This is a genomic window from Hyphomicrobium sp. (assembly GCF_020852195.1).
Classification (GTDB): Bacteria; Pseudomonadota; Alphaproteobacteria; order Rhizobiales; family Hyphomicrobiaceae; genus Hyphomicrobium_C.
The window spans coordinates 1-23,196 of the sequence record NZ_JADZBI010000237.1; the positions used below are offsets into that span (position 1 = coordinate 1).

Annotated in this window: 24 protein-coding genes and 1 pseudogene; 15 read left to right on the plus strand and 10 right to left on the minus strand. The window is 66.1% G+C overall.

The window, feature by feature from the left end; genetic code table 11:
* A pseudogene (locus IT540_RS19365) lies at positions 1–306 on the plus strand (hypothetical protein); the annotation flags it as partial.
* A 56-nt stretch (positions 307–362) separates the two neighbouring features.
* Here IT540_RS19365 and IT540_RS19370 read toward each other — a convergent pair.
* Together IT540_RS19370 and IT540_RS19375 are read right to left on the minus strand one after the other, a co-directional pair.
* Positions 363–671, minus strand: coding sequence for a hypothetical protein (locus IT540_RS19370; RefSeq protein WP_291181486.1), 309 nt, complete (start codon positions 669–671; stop codon positions 363–365).
* Between the two features lie 126 nt (positions 672–797).
* Positions 798–2,603, minus strand: a complete 1,806-nt coding sequence (locus IT540_RS19375) for an EAL domain-containing protein (protein WP_291181488.1) — start codon at positions 2,601–2,603, stop codon at positions 798–800.
* A 214-nt stretch (positions 2,604–2,817) separates the two neighbouring features.
* Between IT540_RS19375 and IT540_RS19380 the strand changes: the two genes are divergently transcribed.
* The gene (locus IT540_RS19380; RefSeq protein WP_291181490.1) at positions 2,818–3,438 is read left to right on the plus strand and encodes a MarR family winged helix-turn-helix transcriptional regulator; all 621 of its coding nucleotides are present in this window, start codon (positions 2,818–2,820) and stop codon (positions 3,436–3,438) included.
* A 16-nt stretch (positions 3,439–3,454) separates the two neighbouring features.
* On the opposite strand, the gene IT540_RS19385 is transcribed toward IT540_RS19380, so the two are convergent.
* From IT540_RS19385 to IT540_RS19400, 4 genes are read right to left on the minus strand one after another with little or no spacing between them, the layout of a single operon-like run.
* Entirely contained in the window at positions 3,455–4,294 is an 840-nt protein-coding gene (locus tag IT540_RS19385) for a metal ABC transporter permease (protein ID WP_291181542.1), read from the minus strand.
* Positions 4,294–5,157 carry a metal ABC transporter permease gene (locus tag IT540_RS19390; RefSeq protein WP_291181492.1) on the minus strand — a complete coding sequence of 288 codons (864 nt, stop codon included), beginning with the start codon at positions 5,155–5,157 and terminating at the stop codon, positions 4,294–4,296. Before IT540_RS19390 ends, IT540_RS19385 begins: the two co-directional genes overlap by 1 nt.
* A complete protein-coding gene (locus tag IT540_RS19395; RefSeq protein WP_291181494.1) occupies positions 5,154–6,092 on the minus strand; it encodes a manganese/iron ABC transporter ATP-binding protein in 939 nt (312 codons plus the stop codon). Before IT540_RS19395 ends, IT540_RS19390 begins: the two co-directional genes overlap by 4 nt.
* Positions 6,089–7,021, minus strand: a complete 933-nt coding sequence (locus IT540_RS19400) for a metal ABC transporter substrate-binding protein (protein WP_291181496.1) — start codon at positions 7,019–7,021, stop codon at positions 6,089–6,091. The genes IT540_RS19395 and IT540_RS19400 overlap by 4 nt, the downstream gene beginning before the upstream one ends.
* 223 nt (positions 7,022–7,244) lie before the next feature.
* On the opposite strand from IT540_RS19400, the gene IT540_RS19405 reads away from it, so the two are divergent.
* Positions 7,245–7,934 carry an adenosylcobinamide amidohydrolase gene (locus IT540_RS19405; protein ID WP_291181498.1) on the plus strand — a complete coding sequence of 230 codons (690 nt, stop codon included), beginning with the start codon at positions 7,245–7,247 and terminating at the stop codon, positions 7,932–7,934.
* A 98-nt stretch (positions 7,935–8,032) separates the two neighbouring features.
* Positions 8,033–9,448, plus strand: a complete 1,416-nt coding sequence (locus tag IT540_RS19410; protein WP_291181500.1) for a DUF6513 domain-containing protein — start codon at positions 8,033–8,035, stop codon at positions 9,446–9,448.
* Positions 9,449–9,546: 98 nt separating this feature from the next.
* On the opposite strand, the gene IT540_RS19415 is transcribed toward IT540_RS19410, so the two are convergent.
* Positions 9,547–10,200, minus strand: coding sequence for an SDR family NAD(P)-dependent oxidoreductase (locus IT540_RS19415; RefSeq protein WP_291181502.1), 654 nt, complete (start codon positions 10,198–10,200; stop codon positions 9,547–9,549).
* Between IT540_RS19415 and IT540_RS19420 the strand changes: the two genes are divergently transcribed.
* A complete protein-coding gene (locus tag IT540_RS19420) occupies positions 10,199–11,227 on the plus strand; it encodes a LysR family transcriptional regulator (protein WP_291181504.1) in 1,029 nt (342 codons plus the stop codon). The two genes, IT540_RS19415 and IT540_RS19420, sit on opposite strands and share 2 nt — an antisense overlap.
* A 122-nt stretch (positions 11,228–11,349) precedes the next feature.
* On the plus strand, positions 11,350–11,982 hold the full coding sequence (locus IT540_RS19425) for a hypothetical protein (protein ID WP_291181505.1): 633 nt from the start codon (positions 11,350–11,352) through the stop codon (positions 11,980–11,982).
* Positions 11,983–12,055: 73 nt separating this feature from the next.
* Here IT540_RS19425 and IT540_RS19430 read toward each other — a convergent pair whose 3' ends face one another.
* The gene (locus IT540_RS19430) at positions 12,056–13,132 is read right to left on the minus strand and encodes an NAD(P)-dependent alcohol dehydrogenase (protein ID WP_291181507.1); all 1,077 of its coding nucleotides are present in this window, start codon (positions 13,130–13,132) and stop codon (positions 12,056–12,058) included.
* A gap of 169 nt (positions 13,133–13,301) precedes the next feature.
* On the minus strand, positions 13,302–13,466 hold the full coding sequence (locus IT540_RS19435) for a hypothetical protein (protein ID WP_291181508.1): 165 nt from the start codon (positions 13,464–13,466) through the stop codon (positions 13,302–13,304).
* A 351-nt stretch (positions 13,467–13,817) separates the two neighbouring features.
* On the opposite strand from IT540_RS19435, the gene IT540_RS19440 reads away from it, so the two are divergent.
* Positions 13,818–14,828: an NAD(P)-dependent alcohol dehydrogenase gene (locus tag IT540_RS19440; RefSeq protein ID WP_291181510.1), complete on the plus strand. Its 1,011-nt coding sequence runs from the start codon at positions 13,818–13,820 to the stop codon at positions 14,826–14,828.
* 302 nt (positions 14,829–15,130) lie between these two features.
* On the opposite strand, the gene IT540_RS19445 is transcribed toward IT540_RS19440, so the two are convergent.
* Positions 15,131–15,766: a DUF2478 domain-containing protein gene (locus IT540_RS19445; protein WP_291181512.1), complete on the minus strand. Its 636-nt coding sequence runs from the start codon at positions 15,764–15,766 to the stop codon at positions 15,131–15,133.
* A gap of 112 nt (positions 15,767–15,878) precedes the next feature.
* Here IT540_RS19445 and IT540_RS19450 point away from each other — a divergent pair, with 112 nt between their 5' ends.
* From IT540_RS19450 to IT540_RS19485, 8 genes are all read left to right on the plus strand, one after another.
* Positions 15,879–16,256, plus strand: coding sequence for a hypothetical protein (locus IT540_RS19450; protein WP_291181514.1), 378 nt, complete (start codon positions 15,879–15,881; stop codon positions 16,254–16,256).
* A 90-nt stretch (positions 16,257–16,346) separates the two neighbouring features.
* Positions 16,347–17,282 (plus strand): LysR family transcriptional regulator, encoded by a 936-nt coding sequence (locus tag IT540_RS19455; RefSeq protein WP_291181515.1) that lies wholly within the window; start codon positions 16,347–16,349, stop codon positions 17,280–17,282.
* Between the two features lie 257 nt (positions 17,283–17,539).
* Positions 17,540–18,748, plus strand: a complete 1,209-nt coding sequence (locus IT540_RS19460; RefSeq protein WP_291181517.1) for an NAD-dependent formate dehydrogenase — start codon at positions 17,540–17,542, stop codon at positions 18,746–18,748.
* A gap of 76 nt (positions 18,749–18,824) precedes the next feature.
* Positions 18,825–19,328 carry an HPP family protein gene (locus IT540_RS19465; protein WP_291181519.1) on the plus strand — a complete coding sequence of 168 codons (504 nt, stop codon included), beginning with the start codon at positions 18,825–18,827 and terminating at the stop codon, positions 19,326–19,328.
* A 233-nt stretch (positions 19,329–19,561) separates the two neighbouring features.
* Positions 19,562–20,290, plus strand: a complete 729-nt coding sequence (locus tag IT540_RS19470) for a TetR/AcrR family transcriptional regulator (RefSeq protein ID WP_291181521.1) — start codon at positions 19,562–19,564, stop codon at positions 20,288–20,290.
* Positions 20,287–21,093, plus strand: a complete 807-nt coding sequence (locus IT540_RS19475; RefSeq protein ID WP_291181523.1) for an efflux RND transporter periplasmic adaptor subunit — start codon at positions 20,287–20,289, stop codon at positions 21,091–21,093. The genes IT540_RS19470 and IT540_RS19475 overlap by 4 nt, the downstream gene beginning before the upstream one ends.
* Positions 21,080–22,042, plus strand: coding sequence for an ABC transporter ATP-binding protein (locus IT540_RS19480; protein WP_291181524.1), 963 nt, complete (start codon positions 21,080–21,082; stop codon positions 22,040–22,042). Before IT540_RS19475 ends, IT540_RS19480 begins: the two co-directional genes overlap by 14 nt.
* Positions 22,039–23,187, plus strand: a complete 1,149-nt coding sequence (locus tag IT540_RS19485; RefSeq protein ID WP_291181526.1) for an ABC transporter permease — start codon at positions 22,039–22,041, stop codon at positions 23,185–23,187. The genes IT540_RS19480 and IT540_RS19485 overlap by 4 nt, the downstream gene beginning before the upstream one ends.
* The last annotated feature ends 9 nt before the right edge of the window (positions 23,188–23,196 follow it).

Here is a 23,196-nt window from a genome sequence, read left to right on the forward strand (position 1 = left end):
GCGGCGACGATGTTCTTCTGCGCGGAATCGATCACCGAGCGGCAGGACGAGTTCGAGGCCGCCTGCACGGCTTTCTCGCGCTCGGTGCGCCCCGGCGGAACACTGGCGGCGGCGTTTCTCGTACGCTCCGCGGGCTACGTGGTGGCCGATCGTCCGTTTCCGGTGCTGAAGCTTTCTCCCGAGACCATCGAGCGCGTGTTCAAGGCGCACGCGGATTCGGTCAGCGCCAAGCTGATCGGTATCGTCGAGCGCGAACTGCGCAGCGGCTACTCGGGGTTCATCTTCCTCAACGGCACCGCGCGCTGATCCATCGCGACGCGTCGGGTATCTCCGTCGCGGGGTCGGCGATCGGGTCCTGGCCGTCAGGGCCGCTTCGGTTTTTCATCGGATGCCAGGTCGTTGCGCACCGTTTCGAGCATGCGCCGGGCACGGCCAAGCTGCTCCTTGAGCTCCCTCAGCTTCTGCGCGTTCTCGCGGGAGGTGCCTGCGGGGCTGTTGCTCAGCGCAACGGACAGGATGGTCAGGCTCTTCTCGAGATCGGCGATGATGCCCTCGAACTTGGCGCCGAGGCTTAGGCAGGCAACGACGGCCCTGTCGAGGGACTGCTCGAGCGTCGCGCTCCGCGGGCTCGACGGAGCCGGCCGGCGCGGGAATTCGATGACGTGGGCCATGGGTAGCGCCTCCTGATGCGCGCTCTGCAAACGCGCGATCGGGGGCAAAGATCCATCCTGCGCAGCAAGTTGGTTCCGGTCTCGCGAGTCCCTTCGCTAGTGACGAAGTATTAACTGCCGCCGCCGTCACTCGGGTGCCGGGCAGGCCTCGCATGCCGGGACGCGACGGGTGCCACCCTGCGCCGCCCGGCGGCGGCGCAAGCCCGGGAGGCCGGGCACCGCATCGGGCGCAACGGGGCGTGCGAAGAGATGGCCCTGGCCCAACGCGCAGCCGCCGGCCAGCAGCGCCGCATGCTGGGACTCGCTCTGGATGCCTTCGGCCAGCACCTCGAGCCCGAGGCAGCGGCCGAGCCCGATGATGGCCGTCGCGATGGCGGCCGAGGCGGGATCGGTGCCGATGTCGGTCACGAAGCTGCGGTCGATCTTCAGCGTGTCGACGGGCAGCTTCTTGAGGTAGGCGAGCGAGGAGTACCCGGTGCCGAAATCGTCGACCGCGAGCCTCACGCCGAGCGCCTTCAGGGCTTCGAGGGTTGCGAGCGTGGTGGCGTCGTGGTCCATCAGCGTGCCTTCGGTGATCTCGAGCTCGAGATGCTCGCCCGCGAGGCCGGCCCGGCGCAGCGCACGCGCCACCGACGCGGCGAACTCGGGATGGCGGAACTGACGGGCCGAGATGTTCACGGCGACGCGCGACAGCGCGAGCCCTTGGCTCTGCCAAGCCTGCATCTGCGTGCACGCCTCGTCCAGCACCCAGTTGCCGATCGCCACGATGAGCCCCGTTTCCTCGGCGACGGGAAGGAACTCGGCAGGCGGGATTACGCCGCGCGACGGGTCGTTCCAACGGATCAGCGCTTCGACGCCGAATACGCGCCTGTCGGCCAGCGTGACGAGCGGCTGATAGTTGAGGACGAGCTCGTTTCGGCTCAGCGCGCGGCGCAACTGGCTGTCGAGCGCGAGGCGGATGTTGGCGTGCCGGGTGAGATCGGACGAGTAGTGGCGGTAGGTCGACCTGCCGGCCGACTTCGCCTGGTAGAGGGCCGCGTCGGCGTGCTGCAGCACTTCCTCGGAGCTGGTTCCGTCACGCGGGAACAGGCTGATGCCGACGCTGGCACCGCTGAAAATCTCGTCGCCGGTCGAGAGGACGAACGGCTCGCCCAGGCGGTTGATCAGGTGCGCGGCGACGCTCGCTGCACGTTCGCCGCTCGTCTGCTCCAGCAGGACGATGAACTCGTCGCCTCCGAAGCGCGCGAGAAAATCGCCGGCGCGGAGTCCGTTCCGCAAGCGCTTGGCGACGAGGGTCAGCAACTCGTCGCCGGCGCTGTGGCCGAGGCTGTCGTTGACGAGCTTGAAGCGGTCGAGATCCACGAAGACCACGGCGCCCGTCTCGCCTTCGCGGACGGCCCGCGCCAGGGCCTGGTCGAGGCGCGCTTTGAGAAGGCGCCGATTGGGAAGGCCGGTCAGCTCGTCGTGATGGGCGAGGCGGTCGAGCTTCAGCTCCGATCTCTTGATGCGGCTCAAGTCCGCGCTGATGCCCACGTAGTATGTCGGCTGGCCGAGCCCGCTCGGCACGCTGCTGATCGTCAGCAGGGCCGGATAGGCCTCGCCGTTCTTGCGCCGGTTCCAGATCTCGCCCTGCCAGTATCCGGAGCGAGACACCTGATCCCACATCTCCCGGTAGAAAGCTCGGCCCTGCCGGCCGGACTGCAGGGTACGCATGCTTTTGCCGACGATCTCGGCCGCGGAAAAGCCCGTAATGGCGGAGAACGCCGGGTTGACGGCGACGATGGTACCGTTCCGTTCGGTGACGACGATGGATTCCTGGGTGGCGTTGAAAACGGCGCTGGCCAGGTTGACCATCGTGTCCGCGCTCAACTCAAGCTTGTCGTGCGCTGACTGCCGGTGCTTCACGCTATTCGTTGAAATAGGCTTATCCATCCGGCCCTTTCCCCCCACATCGCCTGCGACAAGTTTGCTCGGCGCGCTCTCTCCGCGGAGTTAATGGACGCAGTTTTTTTCTCCGTTTCCGCGCCCGTTCGACGCATGTCGATCCACGTCGGAAGCAGTTGCTTGCGAAGCCAAACCATCCGCACGCGGTTTCTTGACGGAACTCGTCAGGGTCCTGATAGAAAAGGCTGTTTTGGGGGCGCGTATGCTGTCACTTGAGATCGGCGAACTTCTCCTGCAGCTCGGGCGGGGTATGTTGGCGGAGCGGGAAGGCGACCGCCTCACGTCTGCGCAGTGGTTCGCGATTCTCTTCTTCTCGCGCGCCAACGTGTTCAGCCGCACGCTGTCAGGGCTCGCCGCGTATCAGGCCACCACGCGGGGCACGGCCTCGCAGACCATCAAGTCGCTCGTGCAGCGCGGCTACCTCGTGCGCAAGAAGTCGCCCTATGACGGGCGCAGCTCGATCCTCAGTCCGACGGAGAAGGCGCGCATGCGGATGGCTGCGGATCCGCTGGCCTCCGTCTTCAACGACATCGATGCGCTTTCTCCGCACAAGCAGGAGCTTTTGCGCGACATCCTGAGACAGCTCGTCGGCCAGCTCGGTGGAGAGGCGCGGCGGCAGGCGGTCGGAAGTTGCCGGGACTGCATCTTTCTGCTGATCCGCAGGCTGAAGGCGCAGGAGGGCATCCAGGTCAACTTCTTCTGCAAGTGCATCGGCATGCCGGTGAACGAGAAGGACCTCGAGCTTCTGTGCACCTCGTTCCAGGCCAAGACCGGCGCCGCCAGCCATTGGACGGGGGGAAAGCGCGACGAGGAGGAATCGTGAGATCCGACGTGTGGCGTCAGGAGGTCCTTCGCAGAAGCCCGCTGCGCGGGGCGAACAGGAACGCGGCCAGGAAGACCGCTGCCTGGATGAGAACGATGCAGGGGCCCGTCGCGCCGTCGATGTGGAAGCTTGCGAGCGTGCCCACGACGCTCGATCCGATGGCGATGGCGGCCGAGAGCGCGAGCATGCGCTCGAAGCGGTCGGTCAGGAGATAGGCGGTGGCGCCGGGGGCCACGAGCATGGCGACCACCAGGATGACGCCGACGGCCTTGATCGACGCGACGATGGTGAGCGCGAGCAGGATCAGGAGGCCGTAGTGAACGAGGCGGACCGGCAGGCCGATGGCGCGCGCGTGCTGCGGGTCGAAGCAGTAGAGCAGGAGGTCGCGGCGCTTGGCCAGCACCACGAGCAGCACGGTGCCGGCGATGAGGCCGGTCTCGATGACGTCGCGCCAGGTGACGCCGAGCATGTTGCCGAACAGGATGTGGTTCAGGTGCTGGTCGGTCTCGACCTTGGTCATCAGGATGAGGCCGAGCCCGAACATGCCGGAGAACACGATGCCCATCACGGTGTCCTCCTTCACGCGGCTGTTCTCCTTCAGGTAGCCGGTCAAGAGCGCGCAGGCGAGGCCCGAGGCGAAGGCGCCGACGGCGAGGGGCAGGCCGAGGACGAAGGCCAGCACGATGCCGGGCAGCACGGCATGCGAGATGGCATCGCCCATCAGCGACCAGCCACGCAGAACGAGGTAGCACGAGAGCACGGAGCAGACAGCGCCGATCAGCACTGCGACGACGAGCGCACGCTGCATGAAGCCGTAGGCGAGGGGCGCGGTGAAGAACTCGAAAATGCTCTCCATCACGCGGAGCCTCCGGTGATGGCTTCGCTTGCGGTCTGGCGGCGGCTGGCGAGCAGGCCGTGCTTGGGGGCGAAGACGAACGCGGCAAGGAACAGCAGCGTCTGCAGCACGACGATGACGCCGCCCGTGGCGCCGTCGAGGAAGTAGCTCACATAGGCGCCGAGCACGCTGGTCGCCGCGCCGATGGCGACGCTCAGCGCCAGAAGGCGGCCGAAGCGGTCGGTCAGGAGGTAGGCGGTGGCGCCGGGCGTCACCACCATGGCGATGACGAGGCAGGCGCCGACGGTCTGCAGCGCCGCCACCGTGCAGGCGCTCAGAAGCGTGAAGAACAGGACCTTGAGTGCGGTCGGGTTTAGGCCCACGGTGCGTGCGTGCGTCTCGTCGAAGAAGACGGCCATCAGGTCCTTCCACTTGAGGGTCAGCACGGCGAGCGAGACGACGGCAATGAGGACCACTTGCACGACGTCCTCGTCGGAGATGCCGAGGATGTTGCCGAGCACGATCGACTGCACGTTGACGGCGGTCGGGTTGATGGAGACAAGCAGCAGGCCGGCGGCGAAGAACGAGGTGAAGACGATGCCGATCACGGCGTCCTCGCGCAGCTTCGACTGCTGGCGCACGAACCACATGCCGATGGCGGCCAGGAAGCCCGCGACGAAGGCGCCGGCGGCGAACGGGATCGCGAGCAGGTAGGCGCCGGCGACGCCAGGGACGATGGAATGGGCCAGCGCGTCGCCCATCAGCGACCAGCCCTTGAGCATAAGATACGCCGAGAGGAAGGCGCAGGTAGCGCCGACCAGGCCGCTCACCCACATGGCCTTGACCATGTAGTCGTACTCGAAGGGGATCAGGAGCTCGCTCATGACGCCTTGTCCGCGGTGTCGGTGTACGTCGTCGTGTCGGCTGATTTCGTGCCGGCCTCTTTCTTGCTGCGGGGTGCGTCGCCGTTGGTGCCGTAGAAGACGAGGGCGCGCTCGTCGTCGGTCAGCACCGTCACCTGGCGGCGGTCGTCGTCGGCGTGCAGGTCCGTGCCGCCCAGCCTGAAGTGGCGCAGCACGCCGCCGAAGGCTTTCTCGAGGTTGGCCTGGGTGAAGGTCTCGGCAGTGGGGCCGGCCGCCAGCAGCACGCGGTTGATCAGGATGACCTGATCACAGAAGTCCGGCACGCTGCCGAGGTTGTGGGTCGAGACCAGCATCAGGTGACCTTGTGCGCGGAGGTCGCGCAAGAGGTTGACGATGGCAGTCTCGGTCTTGACGTCGACGCCGGTGAACGGCTCGTCGAGCAGGATGATCGGGCTCTCCTGGGCGAGGGCGCGCGCGAGAAAGACGCGCTTCTTCTGTCCGCCGGACAACTCGCCGATCTGGCGCGCGCGGAAGGCTGTCATGCCGACGCGCTCCAGCGCCTCGTCCACCTTGCGGCGGTCGGCGTCCGAGGCGATGCGCAGGAAGCCCATGTGGCCGTAGCGCCCCATCATCACCACGTCCTCGACCAGCACGGGAAAATTCCAGTCGACGTCCTCGCTCTGGGGAACGTAGGCGACGAGGTTCCGCTTCAATGCGTCGTTGACGGGGAGCCCCGCGACGCGGATCTCTCCGGCCGAGGGACGCACGAAGCCCATGATGGCTTTGAAGAGCGTGGACTTGCCGCTGCCGTTGACGCCGACGAGGCCGCAGATGGTGCCCGCCTTCAGGCTGAAGGAGATGTTTTTGAGCGCAACATGCCCATTGCTGTAGGTGACCGTGACGTTCTCGGCGCGGATCGAAGGCGCCGGCTTGCTGGGCTCAACGGCGGCATTCAAGAGGTGAAGCCCTCGACGATGGTTTCCACGGTCACCTTCAGGAGGTCGATGTAGGTCGGCACGGGTCCGTTCTCGGCGCTCAGGCTGTCCACATAGAGGACTCCACCGTAGCGCGCCCCGGTCTCCTTGGCGACCTGCTTTGCGGCCTTGTCGGATATCGTGCTCTCGCTGAACACCACCGGGATCTTGTTGGCGCGCACGAGGTCGATCACTTTGCGCACCTGCTGCGGCGTGCCCTGCTCGTCGGCGTTGATGGGCCAGAGGAAGGCCTCGCGCATCTTGTAGTCCCGCGCCAGGTAGCTGAAGGCGCCCTCGCTGGTGACGAGCCAGCGCTGGGCCTCGGGGATGGCGTCGATGCGTGCGCGCAGCGGCGCGTCGAGCGCCTTGATCTTCTCGGCATAGGCGGCGGCGTTGGCGGCGTAGGTCTCGGCGTTGGCCGGGTCGTGCTGGGCCAGGGCCTTGCGGATGTTCTCGATGTAGACGAGCGCACTCGACGGCGACATCCAGGCATGCGGATTGGGTTTGCCGGTGTAGGGGCCGTCCGTGATGCCCATGGGCTCGATGCCCTCGCTCACGACGGCGCTCGGCACGTCGCTCACGTTTTCGAAGAACTTCTCGAACCAGCGCTCGAGGTTCATGCCGTTCCACAGCACGAGATCGGCTGACTGCGCCTTGACGATGTCGAGCGGCGTCGGCTGGTAGTCGTGGATCTCGGCGCCGGGCTTGGCGATGCTCTCGACGACGGCGGCGGTGCCGGCGACGTTCTGGGCGATATCCTGGATCACCGTGAAGGTGGTGACGACGCGGAACGGCTTCGCCGCGCCCGCCCGTTCCACGCTCACGACAGCGGAAATCGCGAACGCCAACGCGGCTGCCAGTACACCGCCCAGTAGGGCAACGCGTGCGCGACGATTGCCGGCCTCAGACATGTAAAGCTCCTTTCGTGCTCATCTATATTGATGCATATGCGAACGGTTTGCATGTGTCAACGTTGTTGCAAATGATTCCTAACTGAAAAGCTTTAGCTCTGTGGAGTTTGCGGCCAGGCGAGGCCGGGGGCGTCTCTGTCCTGGGCCTTGACCGGCCGGCGGATTGTCGGGGAATGTCGCGGTCCCGCCTGTCCCTGAACGCATTTTTCCGAGGTACGTTGACTTGAGCCTGCCGTTTCAGATCGCCTGCCGGCCGCCACACCTTGTCGCATCCTTCGACGCGCCGCAGCGCATGCTCTCCTGGTCGCTCACGCGCCCAGGCTTTCAGGTGGCGCGCCGCGTGGCGTGGCTTGAGGTGCGCAACGCGGACCTGCCGGCCTCGGAGGATCCGATCGACAGCCTCAACCGGCTCATGGCCGATGCGGATCTTGTGGATGCGATCTCGCTCATCACCTCGCGCGATATCACGCGCCATCACCTCGCGCAATCCGAAGTCGAGGGCGTGACGGCGACCGCGCTTGCCACCGTCGGCCTTTCCAACGGCGAGCGCGTCGGGCAGCGGTTGAGCGAGCCGGTCTGGCTGCCGGGGACGATCAACATCCTGCTGCACGTATCCTGTCCGCTGTCGGAGGCGGCGTTCATCGAGACGCTGTCGATCGTGACGCAGGCACGCACGGCGGCGGTGCTCGACGCGCAGGTCTCCCGCGCCGAGGTGGTGGTGACGGGCACCGGGACCGACTGCATCGTCGTGGCCGCGCCGCAGGGCGCGGACGGCGCACGGTTCGCCGGCCTGCATACGGCGGTCGGCGAGGCGGCGGGCGACGCTGTCTATCGGACGGTCCGGGAGGGCGTCGCCGTCTGGCAGCGCGATTTCGCGTTGCTGACGCGGCAGCAGGCGTCCGCGGCGGAATAGTTAAGGGCAGCGTGCGTCGGCTGCGTGGGGACGGTGCGCGCGCGCCCTGCGATTTGTGCCATACTGGCCGCCTTAGTGCTGGAGGATTGTGAGGCTTTATGGCCGAGCGCGTGGTGCTTGTAACAGGGTCGCTGGCGGAGCCGCGCGTCAAGCGCGTCGCGGAGCAGGTGGCGAGCGAAAGGCTCGACCCGGTCGTCGCCAACGTCGGCGTCAAGGTCGCCGCGCTGATGACAACGGACATCGTCGAGCGCCGCCTGACGCTGCCCGAGGGCGCGGATCGCGTGGTGATGCCAGGGCGCTTCCGCGGCGATCTCGAGCGGCTGTCGGATTTCTTCGGCACGCGCTTCGAGCGCGGCCCCGACGAGGTGGCGGACCTGCCCGAGTATCTCGGGCATGCGAAGGAAAAGGTCGACCTCTCGCAGCACAACGTCACCATTTTCGCCGAGATCGTCGATGCAACCCTGATGACGCCGCAGGAGATCGTCACGCGGTCGCGGGTGCTCCGCGCGGACGGGGCGGACGTCATCGATCTCGGCTGCCTGCCCGACAGCCCGTTCCCGCATCTGGAGGAGGCCATCGCCGCGCTACATGCGGACGGCGTGCGCGTCAGCGTCGACAGCTTCAACTCTGAGGAACTGTCGCGCGCGACGAAGGCTGGCGCCGACTTCCTGCTCAGCCTCTCGGAGAAGAACATCGCCATCGCGGACGAGGGGCCGGCGGTGCCGATCCTGGTCTCGGCGGGCGCGGCGGACATGGAGTCGCTCGACCGCGTGATCGACATCATGATTGCAAAGGGGAAGCCCTATTACGCCGATCCCATCCTCGATCCGATCCACTACGGGTTCGCGGCATCGGTGGCGCGCTACGTGGACTTGCGCAAGCGTCGGCCGGAGGTGCCGATCCTGATGGGCATCGGCAACGTCACGGAGCTCACCGATGCCGATACCACCGGCATCAACGCGCTGCTCATGGGGCTCTGCTCGGAGCTCGACATCACGGCCGTGCTCGCTGTGCAGGTGAGCCCGCACTGCCGCACGGCGATCCGTGAGTTCGACCGCGCGCGGCGCGAGTTCTACGCAGCCAAGAGGGCAGGCTCGCTACCGCAGGGCTTCGGTGGCGGGCTCATGGCGCTGCGCGACCGCAAGGGTTTCGCCACGACGCCGGACGAGGTGCGGACTCTCGCCTCGCAGATCCGCGATGCGAACTACCGCATCGAGGTGGCGGAGGACGGCATCCACATCTACAACAAGGACGGACACCACGTGTCCGACGATCCGTTCCAGCTCTTTCCGCACCTCGATACGCGGGCGGACGCGGGCCACGCCTTTTATCTCGGCGTCGAGACGGCGCGGGCGGAGATCGCCTATAGGCTCGGCAAGCGCTACGCGCAGGATGAGCCCCTGGAGTTCGGCGTCGTCGCCGAGACCAGAGGCTCTGCGGACGACGCGCACCTCATGAAATTCAAGGACGCCGGCACGACGCTCAAGAAAAGCGAGAAGGCGGAGGGGAGCTAGATCAGCCAACGGCGGTCATCGAGAGCCGTCGACTTAGGCCGACTTCGGGGCCGAAGCGGACTTCGGACAGAGCGGTTCGCTCTGTCCGACACGTGACTCTAGGGGCTGTAGATGGCTTCCACAGTCCACGAGTCTTTCGGCTGGCTGTGGAGCTGCCAGAACAATTCGGCGACGGCCTCCGCATCTTTCGAGCCAGGATCGACGAACGCCGCCACGGTGACGGTCGCGACGTGAATGCCATTCGCCTTGAAGCTCTCGAAGAGGCCCTGCGCAAGTGCGCGGAGGCCGGCCTTGCCGATGCTGAGTGAGAGATAGTCAGGGCTGGGCTGGAGGGCGAAACCGCCGCCTGTCAGCAGGATCGATCCCGACCCGCGCTCGATCATTTTCGGCGCGGCGGCCTTGGCGGCCGCCTGGGCGCCGCCGACGTTCGTGGCCAGATCGGTGTTGAATGTCGCCGCCGGCTGTTCTGCAAGCGTCGCCTTTCGCATGGAGGCCGCGTTGTAGTGCAGCACGTCGATTGCGCCGAACTGCTTCTCCACCTCCGCCACCAGGGTGGCAACGCCCGATGGATCGCTCGTGTCCACTGTTCGGGCCTCGGCCTTGTAGCCGTTGGCCTTGAGCCGGTTCGCAAGCTCCTGCGTTTTGGCGGCATTGCGGGCACTCAGAATGACCTGAAAACCTTCCTTGGCAAACCGTTCGGCCGTTGCGAAGCCCATCCCAGGGCCTGCGCCGACACTGAGAAATGTCCTCATGGCAGTTGCTCCTCGACGTTGGAATGGCCATGAGGTAAGCCAATCCAGTCACGCGATAATCAGGTCGCTGTGCATTACATTCGTGCATCAAATGCAGGAATTACTCGAGCGTGGGGGTCTGGAGCTTCTGGCGGCCTTCGTGGCCGTTGCCGACAACGGAAGCTTCGCCGAGGCTGCCAAGAGGCTGGGCCGGGACGCCTCCATCATTTCTCGGCGGGTGAGCCAGCTTGAGAAGCTGCTCGGCGTGCGTCTGCTGTCGCGCACAACGCGACGCGTGGTGCTGACTGAGATTGGCGCGCTCTACTATCGTCGCGTGCAAGCGTTGCTGGACGAATTGGCGATTGCGAGCCGAGAGGCGAGCCATCTCGCCGCGAGCCCACAAGGTCTGCTCAGGGTTTCGGTTCCAGTGACCTTCGGGAGGCAGTGGATCGCGCCGCTTCTGCCCGATTTTCTTGCGCGCTACCCGCAGATTCGTGTCGACGCGCGGTTCTCGGATCGCCTCGTCGATGTCGTATCCGAGGGATTCGATGTGGCCATTAGGGTCGGCGTACTGCGCGACAGCTCATTCACGTCGCGGAAGATTGCGTCCTATCGCAGTCTTCTTGTGGCCGCGCCGAGCTACCTCTCCCAACACGGCAAACCCAGGACGCCCGCGGATCTGGCCAGGCACGCCTGCTTAGGGTTCTCAGGGCATGCAGATTGGCCGGACTGGCTGATGACGAAAGACGGGAAGCGCAAGACGATACGCCCGGTGGGGCCGCTGATCGCCGACAATTCGGAGGTAGTGCTCATGGCTGCGATAGAGGGCGCGGGGATCACATTCACGCCTGACTGGCTCGCCGGTCCCGCGCTTCGCGAAGGAAAGCTTGTCGAAATATTGCCGGGATGGAGCGGGAAAGCGGGAGGTGGCGTGTACGCTATCCTGCCGCCTGGACGCCTGATCCCGACGAAGACACGGCTCTTTGTCGATGAAGTCGCCAAATCGATTAGAGCGGGCTGGCGGAGCATGGCTCGGGCGGTGAACTAGTCGGCTTCGGGTCACGAGCAGGTGCATATATGCTGCCGGCGCCATGTGCAGCCGGCAACGACCGCTCACCCTCTTTGTTCCCCTTTTTGCGTTGTCCTAACGCGAAACAGGATAGCGTCGCGATGTTCAGATCCGTCACCCCGCAAGAATTCCAAAATGCAATCGCCGATGGTCCAGCGTCACCGGCGTTTCATGAGCAGTTTCTCCGGTTCGTCAGCTTCGAGGATCTGATGGACGTGGAAGCCGTGGTTTATGACGGGGATCTGCGGGTCTCGGGATCTTTCAGGGCGCCGGGCTTGTGCACCCTGATCGTCGGCAATCTGGACGTTGAGGATGTCGTCGACCTGCAATCGCATTTCGACCAGGGCGGCCTGTTCATCGTCCTCGGCAATGTGACGTGCAGACACTTCATCAGCGAGTACGGTCTGACCGGCTTCATCGATGGCGATCTGGTGGCGCAGGATTCGATCGTGGCCGACTTCAGCGACTCGGGATTAAGCGTCATCGGTACGCTGCGCACACGCCTGTTCATCGGCTGTGACATCGGGGCCTACGTCGGCGCCGGCGCGGCTATGGACTATGGGGTCGGATACTGCACACCGATCGGCGATGACGTAGCGCCGGTCATTCGACCTTTGCACGACGAAAGCGCCACCGCGCGCATTGTCGTTCCGCCGGCGAACACCGAAGGCTACATGTTCAACGGCGAGCAGTTCGTCGATCTGATCCGGGCCGGACAACCGATTTTCAAGTGACGTGACATGCCGCATGCCGCTGGGTGAGTTGGCTGCTCACTCGGCTCGCCGCAGTCGCGCCATGCGCGCTTCGTTATGGCGTGATGGCGACCTTCAGGACGCCGTCGCGCTGGTTGGCGAACAGGTCGTAAGCCGCCTCGATCTGTTCCAGCTTGAAACGGTGCGTCACGAGGCCGCCGAGATCGACGCGGCCCGAGGCGACGACCTCCATCATGCGGCGCATGCGCTCCTTGCCGCCGGGGCAGAGCGTGGTGCGGATCGACGTGTCGGCGAGGCCGGCTGCGAAAGCGTCGAGCGGAATCTTGAGGTCGGTCGAGTAGACGCCGAGGCTCGACAGCGTGCCGCCGGGGCGCAGCACGCGGAGCGCGGCCTCGAACGTCGGCTGCGTGCCGAGCGCCTCGATGGCGACGTCGACGCCGCGGCCGTCGGTCAGGCGCATGATGCCGTCGACCGGGTTCTCGGCCTTGAAGTCGACGACGTGGCTGGCGCCGAGGCTCTTCGCCATCGCGATGCGGGCCGGCACGGACTCGACGGCGATGATGGTGGTCGCACCCATCAGCTTGGCGCCGGCCGTGGCGCAGAGGCCGATCGGGCCCTGCGCGAAGACCGCGACCGTGTCGCCGATTTTCACGCCGCCGGTTTCGGCGCCCGAGAAGCCTGTCGACATGATGTCCGGGCACATCAGCACCTGCTCGTCGGTGACGTCGTCGGGGATCCGGGCCAGGTTGGCCATGGCGTCCGGCACGCGCACGTACTCGGCTTGGCAGCCATCGATGGTGTTGCCGAACTTCCAGCCGCCGATGGCCTTCCAGCCGTGCTTGGTGCCGGCGCCGTCCTGGGCGCCGCAGCCGCAGAGGCAGGCGTTGCTCCAGCCAGAGGGCGTGATGGCGCCGGCGATAACGCGCTGGCCCTCGCGGTAACCGGTGACGCCGGAGCCCAGCTTCTCGATGACGCCGACCGGCTCGTGGCCGATGGTCAAGCCCTTCACCACCGGATACTCGCCTTTCAGGATGTGAACGTCCGTGCCGCAGATGGTCGTGGTGGTGATGCGCACCAGCGCGTCGGTGGGGCCGATGTCGGGGACGGGCTTGTCGTCGAGGACGATGCGGCCCTTCTCGACGAAGATCGCGGCTTTCATCTTCTGCGCCATGGCTACCCTCCAGTGCTCGTATCGGGATTTGCGTTGAGCAGCGGATGCTTAGCGCGTGTGCGCGGCCGCGCTTTGATCCATGACAACGGCGGCGGCGCTCTCGGGGCAGCATGTGACGCCCTGATTAAGGCGCGGTTTGCCGGATCGATCGATTTGTTCCATCGGGGGGCTAGTCCCCGTCGTCCTCGTCGCAGGGCACGGGGTACTCGATGTCCGGATCGATGCAGCTCTCCTCCTGAATGGTGGCGTGCGCGGCGAGGGCGGTGGCGATGCAGCCGATGACGAGGCCCGACACGACGAGCCCGACGAGGCGGGCGCTCAGCGGGCGTTTCATTCTCTGATCGGAGGCTCTGCTCATCGCACGACTTCCGTTCGCGCGGTTGGCATCGACGGGGGCTGAACGGGCTAGGCTCGTCTTTTCCATCATCCCTTGGGCGGCCTTGCGGCGCAACTGCCCGATAGCGCGGCCCCCCGGCGCTGGGGATCGGATGCACGCGGATGCTTGAATTCCCCGTGTGCGCTAGCTACGTGCGATATGCACGCGTCGATATATCGATGCGCATGTTCAACCTCGCAAATCCAAAGGCGGATGCTCCATGACACAGGATCTCGGGATCACGCCGTCCGGTGGGGTCCCAGCGACGTGCGTCGGGGCGCGCCGGATGACACGAACGGAGACGTCAGAATGACGATCAAAGCCTGGGCCACAACGGCCGCCGACAAGCCGCTCGAGCCGTTCGAATACGATCCGGGCCCCCTCGGCGCCGACGATGTGGAGATCGCCGTCGAGACCTGCGGCATCTGCCATTCCGACGTTTCGATGATGCACAACGAGTGGGGCATGACCGCCTATCCGCTGGTGCCGGGGCACGAGGTGATCGGACGAGTCACCGCGCTCGGCTCGAACGCCAAGGGGCTCTCGGTCGGCCAGCGCGTGGGTGTGGGCTGGGCAGCGGGGAGCTGCATGCATTGCCAGCCGTGCCTCAACGGAGACCAAAACCTGTGCGCGACGCACACGGGGACAATCGTCGGCCGTCACGGCGGCTTCGCGGATACGGTGCGGGCGCAATGGCCGTGGGCCATTCCGATTCCGGACGGGGTCGATGCCAGGGAGGCGGGTCCGCTGCTCTGCGGCGGCGTTACCGTGTTCACGCCGTTTCGGGCCTTCGGCATCAGGCCGACCGATCGCGTCGGTGTGGTCGGCATCGGCGGCCTCGGCCACATGGCGCTCAAGTTCGCGCATGCGTGGGGGTGTGAGGTCACGGCGTTCACGTCGACGGATGCCAAGGCGGAGGAAGCCCGCTCCTTCGGCGCGCACAGTGTGGTCAATACAAAGAGCGGCGGCGACCTCAAGCGCATCGCGGGTACGCTCGACCTGCTGATCGTTACGGTCAACGTGCCGCTCGACTGGCCGGCGATGCTGGCGACGCTGCGGCCGAAGGGACGCCTGCATGTCGTGGGTGCCGTGCTCGAGCCGATCCCGGTTGCGGCGTTCCCGATCATCATGGGCCAGAACAGCGTCTCAGGCTCGCCCAATGGTGCGCCGGTGACATCGCAGCTCATGCTCGAGTTCTGCGCGCGCCACAAGATCGCGCCGCAGACCGAGCACTTCCCCATCTCCAAGGTCAACGATGCCGTCCAGCACCTGCTCGACGGCAAGGCGCGCTACCGCATCGTGCTGGATATCGCGGCCTAGGTCGTGTGGACACTTGGGATTGCAAAGTCACAAGCCCATCCGGGATAGGTTCGGTGTCCGGCATCCGACGTTGGGCAAGCGGAAGCTGGCGTGGGTCCCGACCTTCGCCGGGATGACGTTGTGAGGGGGCAGGCGGCATCCACACAACAGACTTCATCTCGACGTAGGCCGGGACCCACGCCAGTTCCCACGATCGCTATGCCAGCAGGATCCTCGTGCGACGACGCAACGTGTATGGAATGGCGCAACAAGCTCTGTGGCCGGATAGCTGTCTACACGGCCTAGGGCAGGGTGCTCAGCGATCACGGCAGGACAGTGCGGGCGTCAGGGGACGCCCGCAGGGCGGCCGGCAATAGCGGCGCCTGTCCCCATGTGTGCAAGCTCTCCTCGTCGGGCGGGACGATGGCGCCGAACGGCCCGACGAAGGCAAGGTAGCAGTCGCTGAATACCGGTGAAACCGCGGTGATGACCGGTTTCTCCAGCGAGGCCGCGGCCGTGAATGCCGCCAGAAGGCCGCCGCGCTCCGCCTCGAGCTTTCCGAACTTGCTCAGCACGACGACATCCGCGTCGGCCAGATCGTCGACCACGTTCTGGCACGCCTCGGCAAAGCCCCGCGCGTCGAGGCAGCAGGCCTGTGAGAGCGGGCCGAGATCCTGATAGATGTCGTAGAGCGCGCCCGTGCGCAGATTGCGCAGGGTCGCCGCGCCGTTGCGCTTCGGAACTCCCTCGGCCGTCTCCTCGATCACCCCGACGACGCGGCGGCCGGCCGCCGTCCAGCGCCGGGCTAGGGTGGCGAGCAGGTCCTGGATGGTGCCGCCGGCGGCGCCTTGTACGGCGATGATCCGCGGGGCCGGTTCCAGCGGGCTTGTCCCGCCGCGGCATTGGGATCTGCGATGATCACCGCTCGACATGGCGATATCCCGGATTACGCGGCGCATCGAGCGTCCGCGCGTAAGATTATTCAGAGTTTCTGGTCCGTTCCAAGGCTTGTGCTTCTGTCTCGCCTGCCTTATCGCTATATATATCCAAATATAACGTAGGGAAGCCGTGATGGACATCGATGTCAAGGTGCTGACGACCTACAAAGTGAGCGAGGATGGGGAGAAGGTCGCGCTGAGGCTGGTCGATGAGACCGGCACGGAACGATGCCTGAACTTCAAGGTCTCACAGCTCGGCAACCTGGTGGTGACCTTGCCCAGCCTTATCGAGGCGGCGCTGCGGCAGCAATACCGCGATGCGGCGTTCCGGTTTGCCTATCCCGTCGGCTCCTGGTCGGTGGAGGAGGCGGTCGATCCGGGCGCGCTGATCGTGACCCTGCGCACGCTCGACGGCTTCGGTGTCAGCTTCTCGCTCGGGCGCGGCAACGCGGAGCGCCTCGGTCACTCCATGGCCGGGGTCTCGAGGCCGGTCGCGGCGACGACCCATTAGCGCAAATTGCCGCGCGTTGCGCTTAAACTTGATTGTTTAAGTCAAGATATGTATCGTGTGCGCCGACGCCGCTGAGGGCAGACGAGAGCTATGTTCATTCGCCAAATGACCTATCTCGTAGCGCTTGCCCGCGAGAAGCACTTCGGGCGGGCGGCGGATGTATGCAACGTCACGCAGCCGACGCTTTCCTCGGGCCTCAAGGCGCTCGAGCGCGAGCTCGACATGCGCCTCGTCATCCGCGAGCCGCGCTTCATGGGGCTCACGCCCGAGGGCGAGCGCGTCGTGGCGTGGGCCGGGCAGATCCTCGCCGACTACGAGAGCCTGAAGCAGGACGTCGAGGTGTTCCGCGGCGGGCTCAGGGGCACGCTGCGTCTCGGCGTCATCCCCGCCGCTATGCCGTCGGTGGCCAAGCTCACGGCGCCGTTCGCGGCCAAGCACCCGCAAGTGACGATCGACGTGCAGTCGATGACGTCGGTCGAGATCCAGCGCGGCCTCGACAAGTTCGAGATCGATGCCGGGCTCACATACCTCGAGAATGAGCCGCTCGCGCATGTGCGCAAGGCCGCGCTCTACCGTGAGCGGTATCTGTTCGTGACCAGCCGCAACGGTCCGTGGGCCGGCGCCGCCTCCATCACCTGGCGCGACGCGGTGGGCGAGAGCCTGTGCCTGCTCAACGAGAGCATGCAGAACCGGCGCGTGCTCAACAACCTCGCGCATTCACTCGGCCTCGAGCTGGCGCCGACGGTCACCACGAACTCGTTCCTCGCCGTCTGCTCGCATGTGTGCGGGGGCGCGTGGTCGAGCATCATTCCGCATACCTTTGCCTACATCTTCTCCGGCTGCGAGGACCTGGTACTGATCGATCTCGTCGACCCGGTGCACAGCCAGACGATCGGGCTCGTCGCCTCCGATCGCGAGCCGCTGCCGCCGCTCGCGCGTGCGCTCATGACATCGGCTACGCGCCTCAATCTCGAGGTGGCGCTCGGCGGCAAGCATATGGGCAGCAAGAAGCTGGCGCACGTCTGATCGACCGCATCAATCAGGCGTTCCAGCTCATTAATTTGACGCGCGGCGGCATCGCACCCAGATTTCGCGCGCCACGACGAACGCAAGGGGCTCGATAGGAGTTCCATTCGCCGAGGCGAGGAAGCGCGAGGAGCCGGAGAACGGCGTAAGGATCGCCGCAAAGCCCCTCATTCGAGCCTACCCGACGTCCGGCCATCGCCGGCCGATGCGCTGCCTCACGTCCATGCATAGGCCCGAATCCCTGAAGGAGATCAATGATGGCAAAGATCGTACTGGTCCTCTACGACGATCCCGTCGACGGCTATCCCAAGTCGTATGCCCGCGACGATATTCCGAAGATCACCAAATACCCCGACGGGCAAACCGCGCCGACGCCCTCGGCCATCGACTTCAAGCCCGGGCAGCTCCTGGGCAGCGTCTCGGGTGAGCTTGGCCTCAGGAAGTTCCTGGAGGCGGGCGGACATACGCTCGTCGTGACCTCCGACAAGGACGGCGCCAACTCGAAGCTCGATCAGGAGCTGCCCGACGCGGAGATCGTCATCTCGCAGCCGTTCTGGCCCGCCTACATGACGGCCGAGCGCATCGCCAAGGCGCCCAAGCTCAAGATGATCGTGACGGCCGGAATCGGATCCGACCACACGGACCTGCAGGCGGCCATCGACCGCGGCATCACCGTCGCCGAGGTGACCTACTGCAAATCGAACAGCGTCGCCGAGCAGGTAGTCATGCAGATGCTCTCGCTCGGGCGCAACTACATCCCATCCTCCAACTGGGTGATCAAGTGCGGCTGTAACATCGCAGACTGCGTGGCGCGTTCCTATGACATCGAGGGCATGCATGTGGGCACGGTGGCCGCCGGCCGCATCGGCCTGCGCGTACTGCGGCTGCTCAAGCCGTTTGACGTGCACCTCCACTACACGGACCGCCACCGGCTGCCGGAGTCGGTCGAGAAGGAGCTGAACCTCACGTATCACAAGACGCCCGAGGACATGTATCCGGTCTGTGATGTCGTGACGCTCAACTGTCCGCTGCATCCCGAGACCGAGCACATGATCAACGACAAGACGCTCAAGCTGTTCAAGCGCGGTGCCTATCTCGTGAACACGGCGCGCGGCAAGCTCTGCGACCGCGACGCCATCGTGCGCGCGCTCGAGAGCGGGCAGCTCGCGGGCTATGCCGGCGACGTGTGGTTCCCGCAGCCGGCGCCGCAGGACCATCCGTGGCGCTCGATGCCACATCACGGCATGACGCCGCATATCTCGGGCACCTCGCTCTCGGCGCAGACGCGCTATGCGGCGGGCGTGCGCGAGATCCTCGAGTGCTATTTCGCCGACAAGCCGATCCGCGACGAGTACCTGATCGTGCAGGGCGGCAAGCTCGCGGGCGTCGGCGCCCATTCCTACAGCGCCGGCAACGCCACCGGCGGCTCGGAGGAAGCGGCGAAGTTCAAGAAGGCCCGCACATGATGCTTCCGGCGGGTGCCCTCGGAACGAGGCCCGCCCGCCGGGCTTCTCCCTTCGACCTCACGGGGATCTCTCACGCATGTCCGACACCGACACCGCGGTCCGCCGCGCGACGGCGAGGCCGAGTCCGTTTGAATGGGTCGCAGGACGGCCCTGGCGCGGGGCCCTGCTCGCGGGCCTCGGCGGCTTTCTCACCATCGGCGTGCTGGCGACGATCAACGCCACCCAGGAGCTGCCGCTGCTGATCGCGCCGTTCGGAGCGAGCTGCGTGCTGGTGTTCGGCGTGCCGGCGAGCCCGTTTGCGCGGCCGCGCAACGTGATCGGCGGCCATCTCGTGACGGCGCTGATGGGGCTCATCGCCGTGTCGGTGCTCGGTGCCGGTCCGCTGGGGATCGCGGCCGGCGTGGGAGCAGCCATTGCTGCCATGATGGTGACCGACACCGTGCATCCGCCCGCCGGCGCCAATCCGATCGTCGTCGCCCTGACGGGCGCGGGCTGGTCGTTCCTCGCTGCGCCCGTACTGCTCGGCGCGGCCGTGATCGTGCTCATCGGCTTCGCCTACAACCGGGTTGTCAGGCGCTAGGGTGCCTCCGGGTGAGGGGGCACTGCATTGCTTCGGATAGGTGCGCCGCGCAAATTCCAGCTTCTCGCGGGCTTCCGCGTGCGATGGGGCTGCCGACCCGCCGCCTCCATCCGCGGCCATCCCCGCACTTACGACAATGTAAAAAGCCGCCCCCTTGCACCGCGTCTTCGGATGTCTTATATGACTGACCAGTCAGTCATTGCACGAAGAGCAACCGCGAAAGGGCTCGGCAGATGGGCGACGAGAGAAGGCCGAGGCCAGGGGTGGATGCGGGAAAGCCGAGGTCCATTTCTGCGGCGAGGCCGTCCGGTCGCGGCGCGCCCGGCAAGCGCCCGCAGGAGAAGCAGGGCGCCAGCCGCAAGGCCGGCAATGTGGAGCGCAAGCAGGCCATCCTCAGGGCCGCCCTTTCGGTGTTCGCCGAGCGCGGCTTCGAGTCGGCGCGGCTCGACGACGTGGCGGCCAGGGCCGGCGTCGCGAAGGGCACCCTCTACCTCTACTTCGACGACAAGGAAAAGCTGTTCGAGGAGGTCGTCCAGAGCGAGGTCTCACCGATCCTCGATCGCATCGGTGCGCTTGCCTCGGCGCGCGACATGCCTATCGAAAAGATCCTTGAGGCGTTGTTCCAAGTCTTCGAGAAAGAGGTCCTCGGCACTGAGCGCAAGCATCTTCTTCGCCTCATCATCGCCGAGGGTCCGCGTTTCCCGCATATCGCCGAGCTCTATTTCCGCAATGTGATCGGGCGCGCCATGCCGCTGATCAGCCGCATGGCGGCGCAGGCGGTCGTGCGCGGAGAGCTTCAGAGCGATGCGCTGGTGCGCTTTCCGCAGCTCGTCGGCGCGCCGCTCCTGTTCGCCGTGGTCTGGGACTCGATGTTCGCGCGCCTCCAGCCGCTCGATGTCGCGGGATTCTTCGCCGCGCATCGGGAGACGCTGGTCGGCAAGATGCGGAGGACACGTCCATGAAACGGCCTTTGATCGCCGCCGCATTGGTTCTCCTGATCGGCGGTGCCGGCCTCGGCACCTACGTCTACCGGCATCGCGAAGCCGCGCCGCCGCAATACCAGGGCTGGGTGGAGGCGGACCTTGTGTTCGTGAGCCCGGACGAGGAGGGGCGCATAACAAACCTCGCCGTGCGCGAGGGTGCCACCGTCAACGCCGGCTCGCCGCTGTTCACGCTCGACGACGACCTGCAGCGGGCAGCGGTCTCCGAGAACGAGGCGGCCGTGGTCAACGCGCGTCAGACCTACGACCGCGCCAAGGTGCTGCTTAAGCAGACCGTGGGCACGCAGAAGGCGTTCGACGACGCGGAGGCGGCGCTGCGCTCGGCGGAGGCACGGCTCAATTCCGCCAAAACCCGTCTCGATCGGCGCACGCGGTTCTCGCCCGTCGCCGGCACGATCCAGGAGGTCTACTTCCGCACCGGAGAGGTGGTGCAGTCCGGTCGTCCGATCGTGTCGATCCTGCCGCCGGAAAACATCAAGGTGCGCTTCTTCGTGCCGCAGGACAGATTGCCGGCGGTGCACATCGGCGCGCCGGTGCTGATCAGGTGCGACGGCTGCGCCGACGATCTCAACGCACGCGTCAGCTTCATCTCGGCCCAGGCCGAGTTCACCCCGCCCGTGATCTACAGCCTCGAGGAGCGGGCGCGGCTCGTGTTCCGCATCGAGGCTATCCCCGAGCGCCCCGCGGACGTCAGGATCGGACAGCCGGCCTCCGTCGCGCTCGTGGGAACAGCGCAGCGGGAGACCGCCCATGCCGACCGCTAGAGACGGCAACGGAAAGGCGCCGCGTAACGGCGATATCGTCATCGACGTCGAAGGCTTGTCGAAGTCGTTCGACGGCAAGCAGGTGGTGCGCGACCTCGCGCTCCAGGTGCGGCGCGGCCAGATCTACGGCTTCCTCGGGCCTAACGGCTCGGGCAAGACGACGACGCTGCGCATGATCTGCGGGCTGCTCACGCCCGACGGCGGGCGCGGAACGTGCCTCGGCTACGACATCCTGACCGAGCGCGACGAGATCAAGCGCCACGTCGGCTACATGACGCAGCGGTTCAGCCTCTACCAGGATCTCTCGATTCTGGAGAACCTTGAGTTCGTGGCGCGGGTGCATGGGCTCGCCGATCCGATCGGGGCCGCGCGGCAGGCGGTGCTCCGGCTCGGCCTCGAAGGCCGCGAGCGGCAGCTCGCGGGCACGCTCTCCGGCGGCTGGAAGCAGCGGCTCGCGCTCGGGGCGTGCATCCTGCCGAAGCCCGATCTCCTGCTGCTCGACGAGCCCACGGCGGGCGTCGATCCGAAGGCGCGGCGCGAGTTCTGGGGCGAAATCCACAAGCTCGCGGCGGACGGTATGACGGTACTCGTCTCGACCCACTACATGGACGAGGCCGAGCGCTGCCACGAGCTCGCGTACATCGCCTACGGCGAGCTCCTGGCGCAGGGCACCATCCCGGAGGTGATCGCGGCCTCGCAGCTCACGACCTACACGGTCAGCGGGCCGGACCTCAATCACCTGGCCGAGACATTGCTCGGCATGCCCGGCGTCGACATGGTGGCGCCGTTCGGCACCAGCCTGCATGTGGCTGGGCGCGACGCGGTGGCGCTCGACCGCACGATGGCGCGCATCGGCGAGGGCGCGAAGCTCGACTGGCGTCTCTCGTCGCCCACGCTCGAGGACGTGTTCATCGACCTCATGTCGCGCTCACAGGACAACTTCCGATGACCAGTCTCGCCATCAGGCGCTGGCCGGGCGCGCTCTCGCGCACGGCGGCCATGTTCATCAAGGAGTTCCTGCAGCTTCGGCGCGATCGGCTGACCTTCGCCACCATGATCTTCATCCCGCTGGTGCAGCTCATGCTGTTCGGGTTCGCCATCAACACCACGCCGCGGCATCTGCCGACGGCAGTTCTGGCCTACGAGGACAGCGACGTGGGGCGCTCCATCCTCGCCGCGCTGCGCAACACGTCCTACTTCGATCTCGTGCAGGTGGTGCGGTCGGAGGCGGACATGGACCACCTGATGCGCTCCGGCCGGGTGCTGTTCGGCGTCGAGATCCCGGCCGGCTTCGAGCGCGCGCTCAGGCGCGGCGACCGGCCGGCGCTGCTCATTGCCGCCGATGCCAGCGATCCGGTGGCGGCGGGGACGGCGCTTGGCGCGCTGGACGGCGTCGTCGGCACGGCGCTCGCGCGCGACCGCGGCCTGCCCGATACTACCGACGCGGTGCCGGCGTTCGAAATCCGCCAGCACCGCCGCTACAACCCGGCGGCGGTGACGAGTCTCAACATCGTGCCGGGGCTTTTGGGCGTCATTCTCACCATGACCATGCTGATCTTCACGGCGCTCTCGGTCACGCGCGAGATCGAGCGTGGCACCATGGAGAGCCTGCTTGCCATGCCCATCGAGCCGCTGGAGGTCATGATCGGCAAGATCACGCCTTATGTCGTCATCGGCTTCATCCAGGCGGCGCTGATCCTCACCTTTGGCGCGCTCGTGTTCGAGGTGCCGATCGCGGGCAGCCTGTGGCTTCTGGCGGCGCTCAGCACGCTGTTCATCGGTGCCAATCTCGCCATCGGCTACTCGTTCTCGACTATCGCCCAGAACCAGCTTCAGGCGATCCAGATGTCGTTCATGTTTTTCCTGCCCAACATTCTGCTCTCCGGGTTCATGTTTCCGTTCGCCGGCATGCCGCGCTGGGCCCAATTTATTGGCGAATGCCTACCGCTTACGCACTACATCCGTATCGTGCGCGGCATCATGCTCAAGGGTGCCGGTTTCTCCGACCTGCATGCGGAGGCGCTGGCGCTGCTGCTTCTCATGCTGATCGCCATGACGTTTGCCGTGCGCCGCTTCCGCAGAACGCTCGACTGAAACGGGAAT

What these genes read in the sequence shown, in the direction of transcription:
- IT540_RS19475 (WP_291181523.1), top strand. Translation starts at nt 20,287, where the DNA reads ATGAAACGGCCTTTGATCGCCGCCGCATTGGTTCTCCTGATCGGCGGT.
- IT540_RS19375 (WP_291181488.1), bottom strand. Translation starts at nt 2,603, where the DNA reads ATGGATAAGCCTATTTCAACGAATAGCGTGAAGCACCGGCAGTCAGCG.
- IT540_RS19470 (WP_291181521.1), top strand. Translation starts at nt 19,562, where the DNA reads ATGGGCGACGAGAGAAGGCCGAGGCCAGGGGTGGATGCGGGAAAGCCG.
- IT540_RS19420 (WP_291181504.1), top strand. Translation starts at nt 10,199, where the DNA reads ATGGCAGTTGCTCCTCGACGTTGGAATGGCCATGAGGTAAGCCAATCC.
- IT540_RS19465 (WP_291181519.1), top strand. Translation starts at nt 18,825, where the DNA reads ATGTCCGACACCGACACCGCGGTCCGCCGCGCGACGGCGAGGCCGAGT.
- IT540_RS19485 (WP_291181526.1), top strand. Translation starts at nt 22,039, where the DNA reads ATGACCAGTCTCGCCATCAGGCGCTGGCCGGGCGCGCTCTCGCGCACG.
- IT540_RS19410 (WP_291181500.1), top strand. Translation starts at nt 8,033, where the DNA reads ATGGCCGAGCGCGTGGTGCTTGTAACAGGGTCGCTGGCGGAGCCGCGC.
- IT540_RS19390 (WP_291181492.1), bottom strand. Translation starts at nt 5,157, where the DNA reads ATGAGCGAGCTCCTGATCCCCTTCGAGTACGACTACATGGTCAAGGCC.
- IT540_RS19380 (WP_291181490.1), top strand. Translation starts at nt 2,818, where the DNA reads ATGCTGTCACTTGAGATCGGCGAACTTCTCCTGCAGCTCGGGCGGGGT.
- IT540_RS19445 (WP_291181512.1), bottom strand. Translation starts at nt 15,766, where the DNA reads ATGCGCCGCGTAATCCGGGATATCGCCATGTCGAGCGGTGATCATCGC.
- IT540_RS19400 (WP_291181496.1), bottom strand. Translation starts at nt 7,021, where the DNA reads ATGTCTGAGGCCGGCAATCGTCGCGCACGCGTTGCCCTACTGGGCGGT.
- IT540_RS19450 (WP_291181514.1), top strand. Translation starts at nt 15,879, where the DNA reads ATGGACATCGATGTCAAGGTGCTGACGACCTACAAAGTGAGCGAGGAT.
- IT540_RS19440 (WP_291181510.1), top strand. Translation starts at nt 13,818, where the DNA reads ATGACGATCAAAGCCTGGGCCACAACGGCCGCCGACAAGCCGCTCGAG.
- IT540_RS19415 (WP_291181502.1), bottom strand. Translation starts at nt 10,200, where the DNA reads ATGAGGACATTTCTCAGTGTCGGCGCAGGCCCTGGGATGGGCTTCGCA.
- IT540_RS19425 (WP_291181505.1), top strand. Translation starts at nt 11,350, where the DNA reads ATGTTCAGATCCGTCACCCCGCAAGAATTCCAAAATGCAATCGCCGAT.
- IT540_RS19455 (WP_291181515.1), top strand. Translation starts at nt 16,347, where the DNA reads ATGTTCATTCGCCAAATGACCTATCTCGTAGCGCTTGCCCGCGAGAAG.
- IT540_RS19460 (WP_291181517.1), top strand. Translation starts at nt 17,540, where the DNA reads ATGGCAAAGATCGTACTGGTCCTCTACGACGATCCCGTCGACGGCTAT.
- IT540_RS19480 (WP_291181524.1), top strand. Translation starts at nt 21,080, where the DNA reads ATGCCGACCGCTAGAGACGGCAACGGAAAGGCGCCGCGTAACGGCGAT.
- IT540_RS19430 (WP_291181507.1), bottom strand. Translation starts at nt 13,132, where the DNA reads ATGGCGCAGAAGATGAAAGCCGCGATCTTCGTCGAGAAGGGCCGCATC.
- IT540_RS19435 (WP_291181508.1), bottom strand. Translation starts at nt 13,466, where the DNA reads ATGAAACGCCCGCTGAGCGCCCGCCTCGTCGGGCTCGTCGTGTCGGGC.
- IT540_RS19370 (WP_291181486.1), bottom strand. Translation starts at nt 671, where the DNA reads ATGGCCCACGTCATCGAATTCCCGCGCCGGCCGGCTCCGTCGAGCCCG.
- IT540_RS19385 (WP_291181542.1), bottom strand. Translation starts at nt 4,294, where the DNA reads ATGGAGAGCATTTTCGAGTTCTTCACCGCGCCCCTCGCCTACGGCTTC.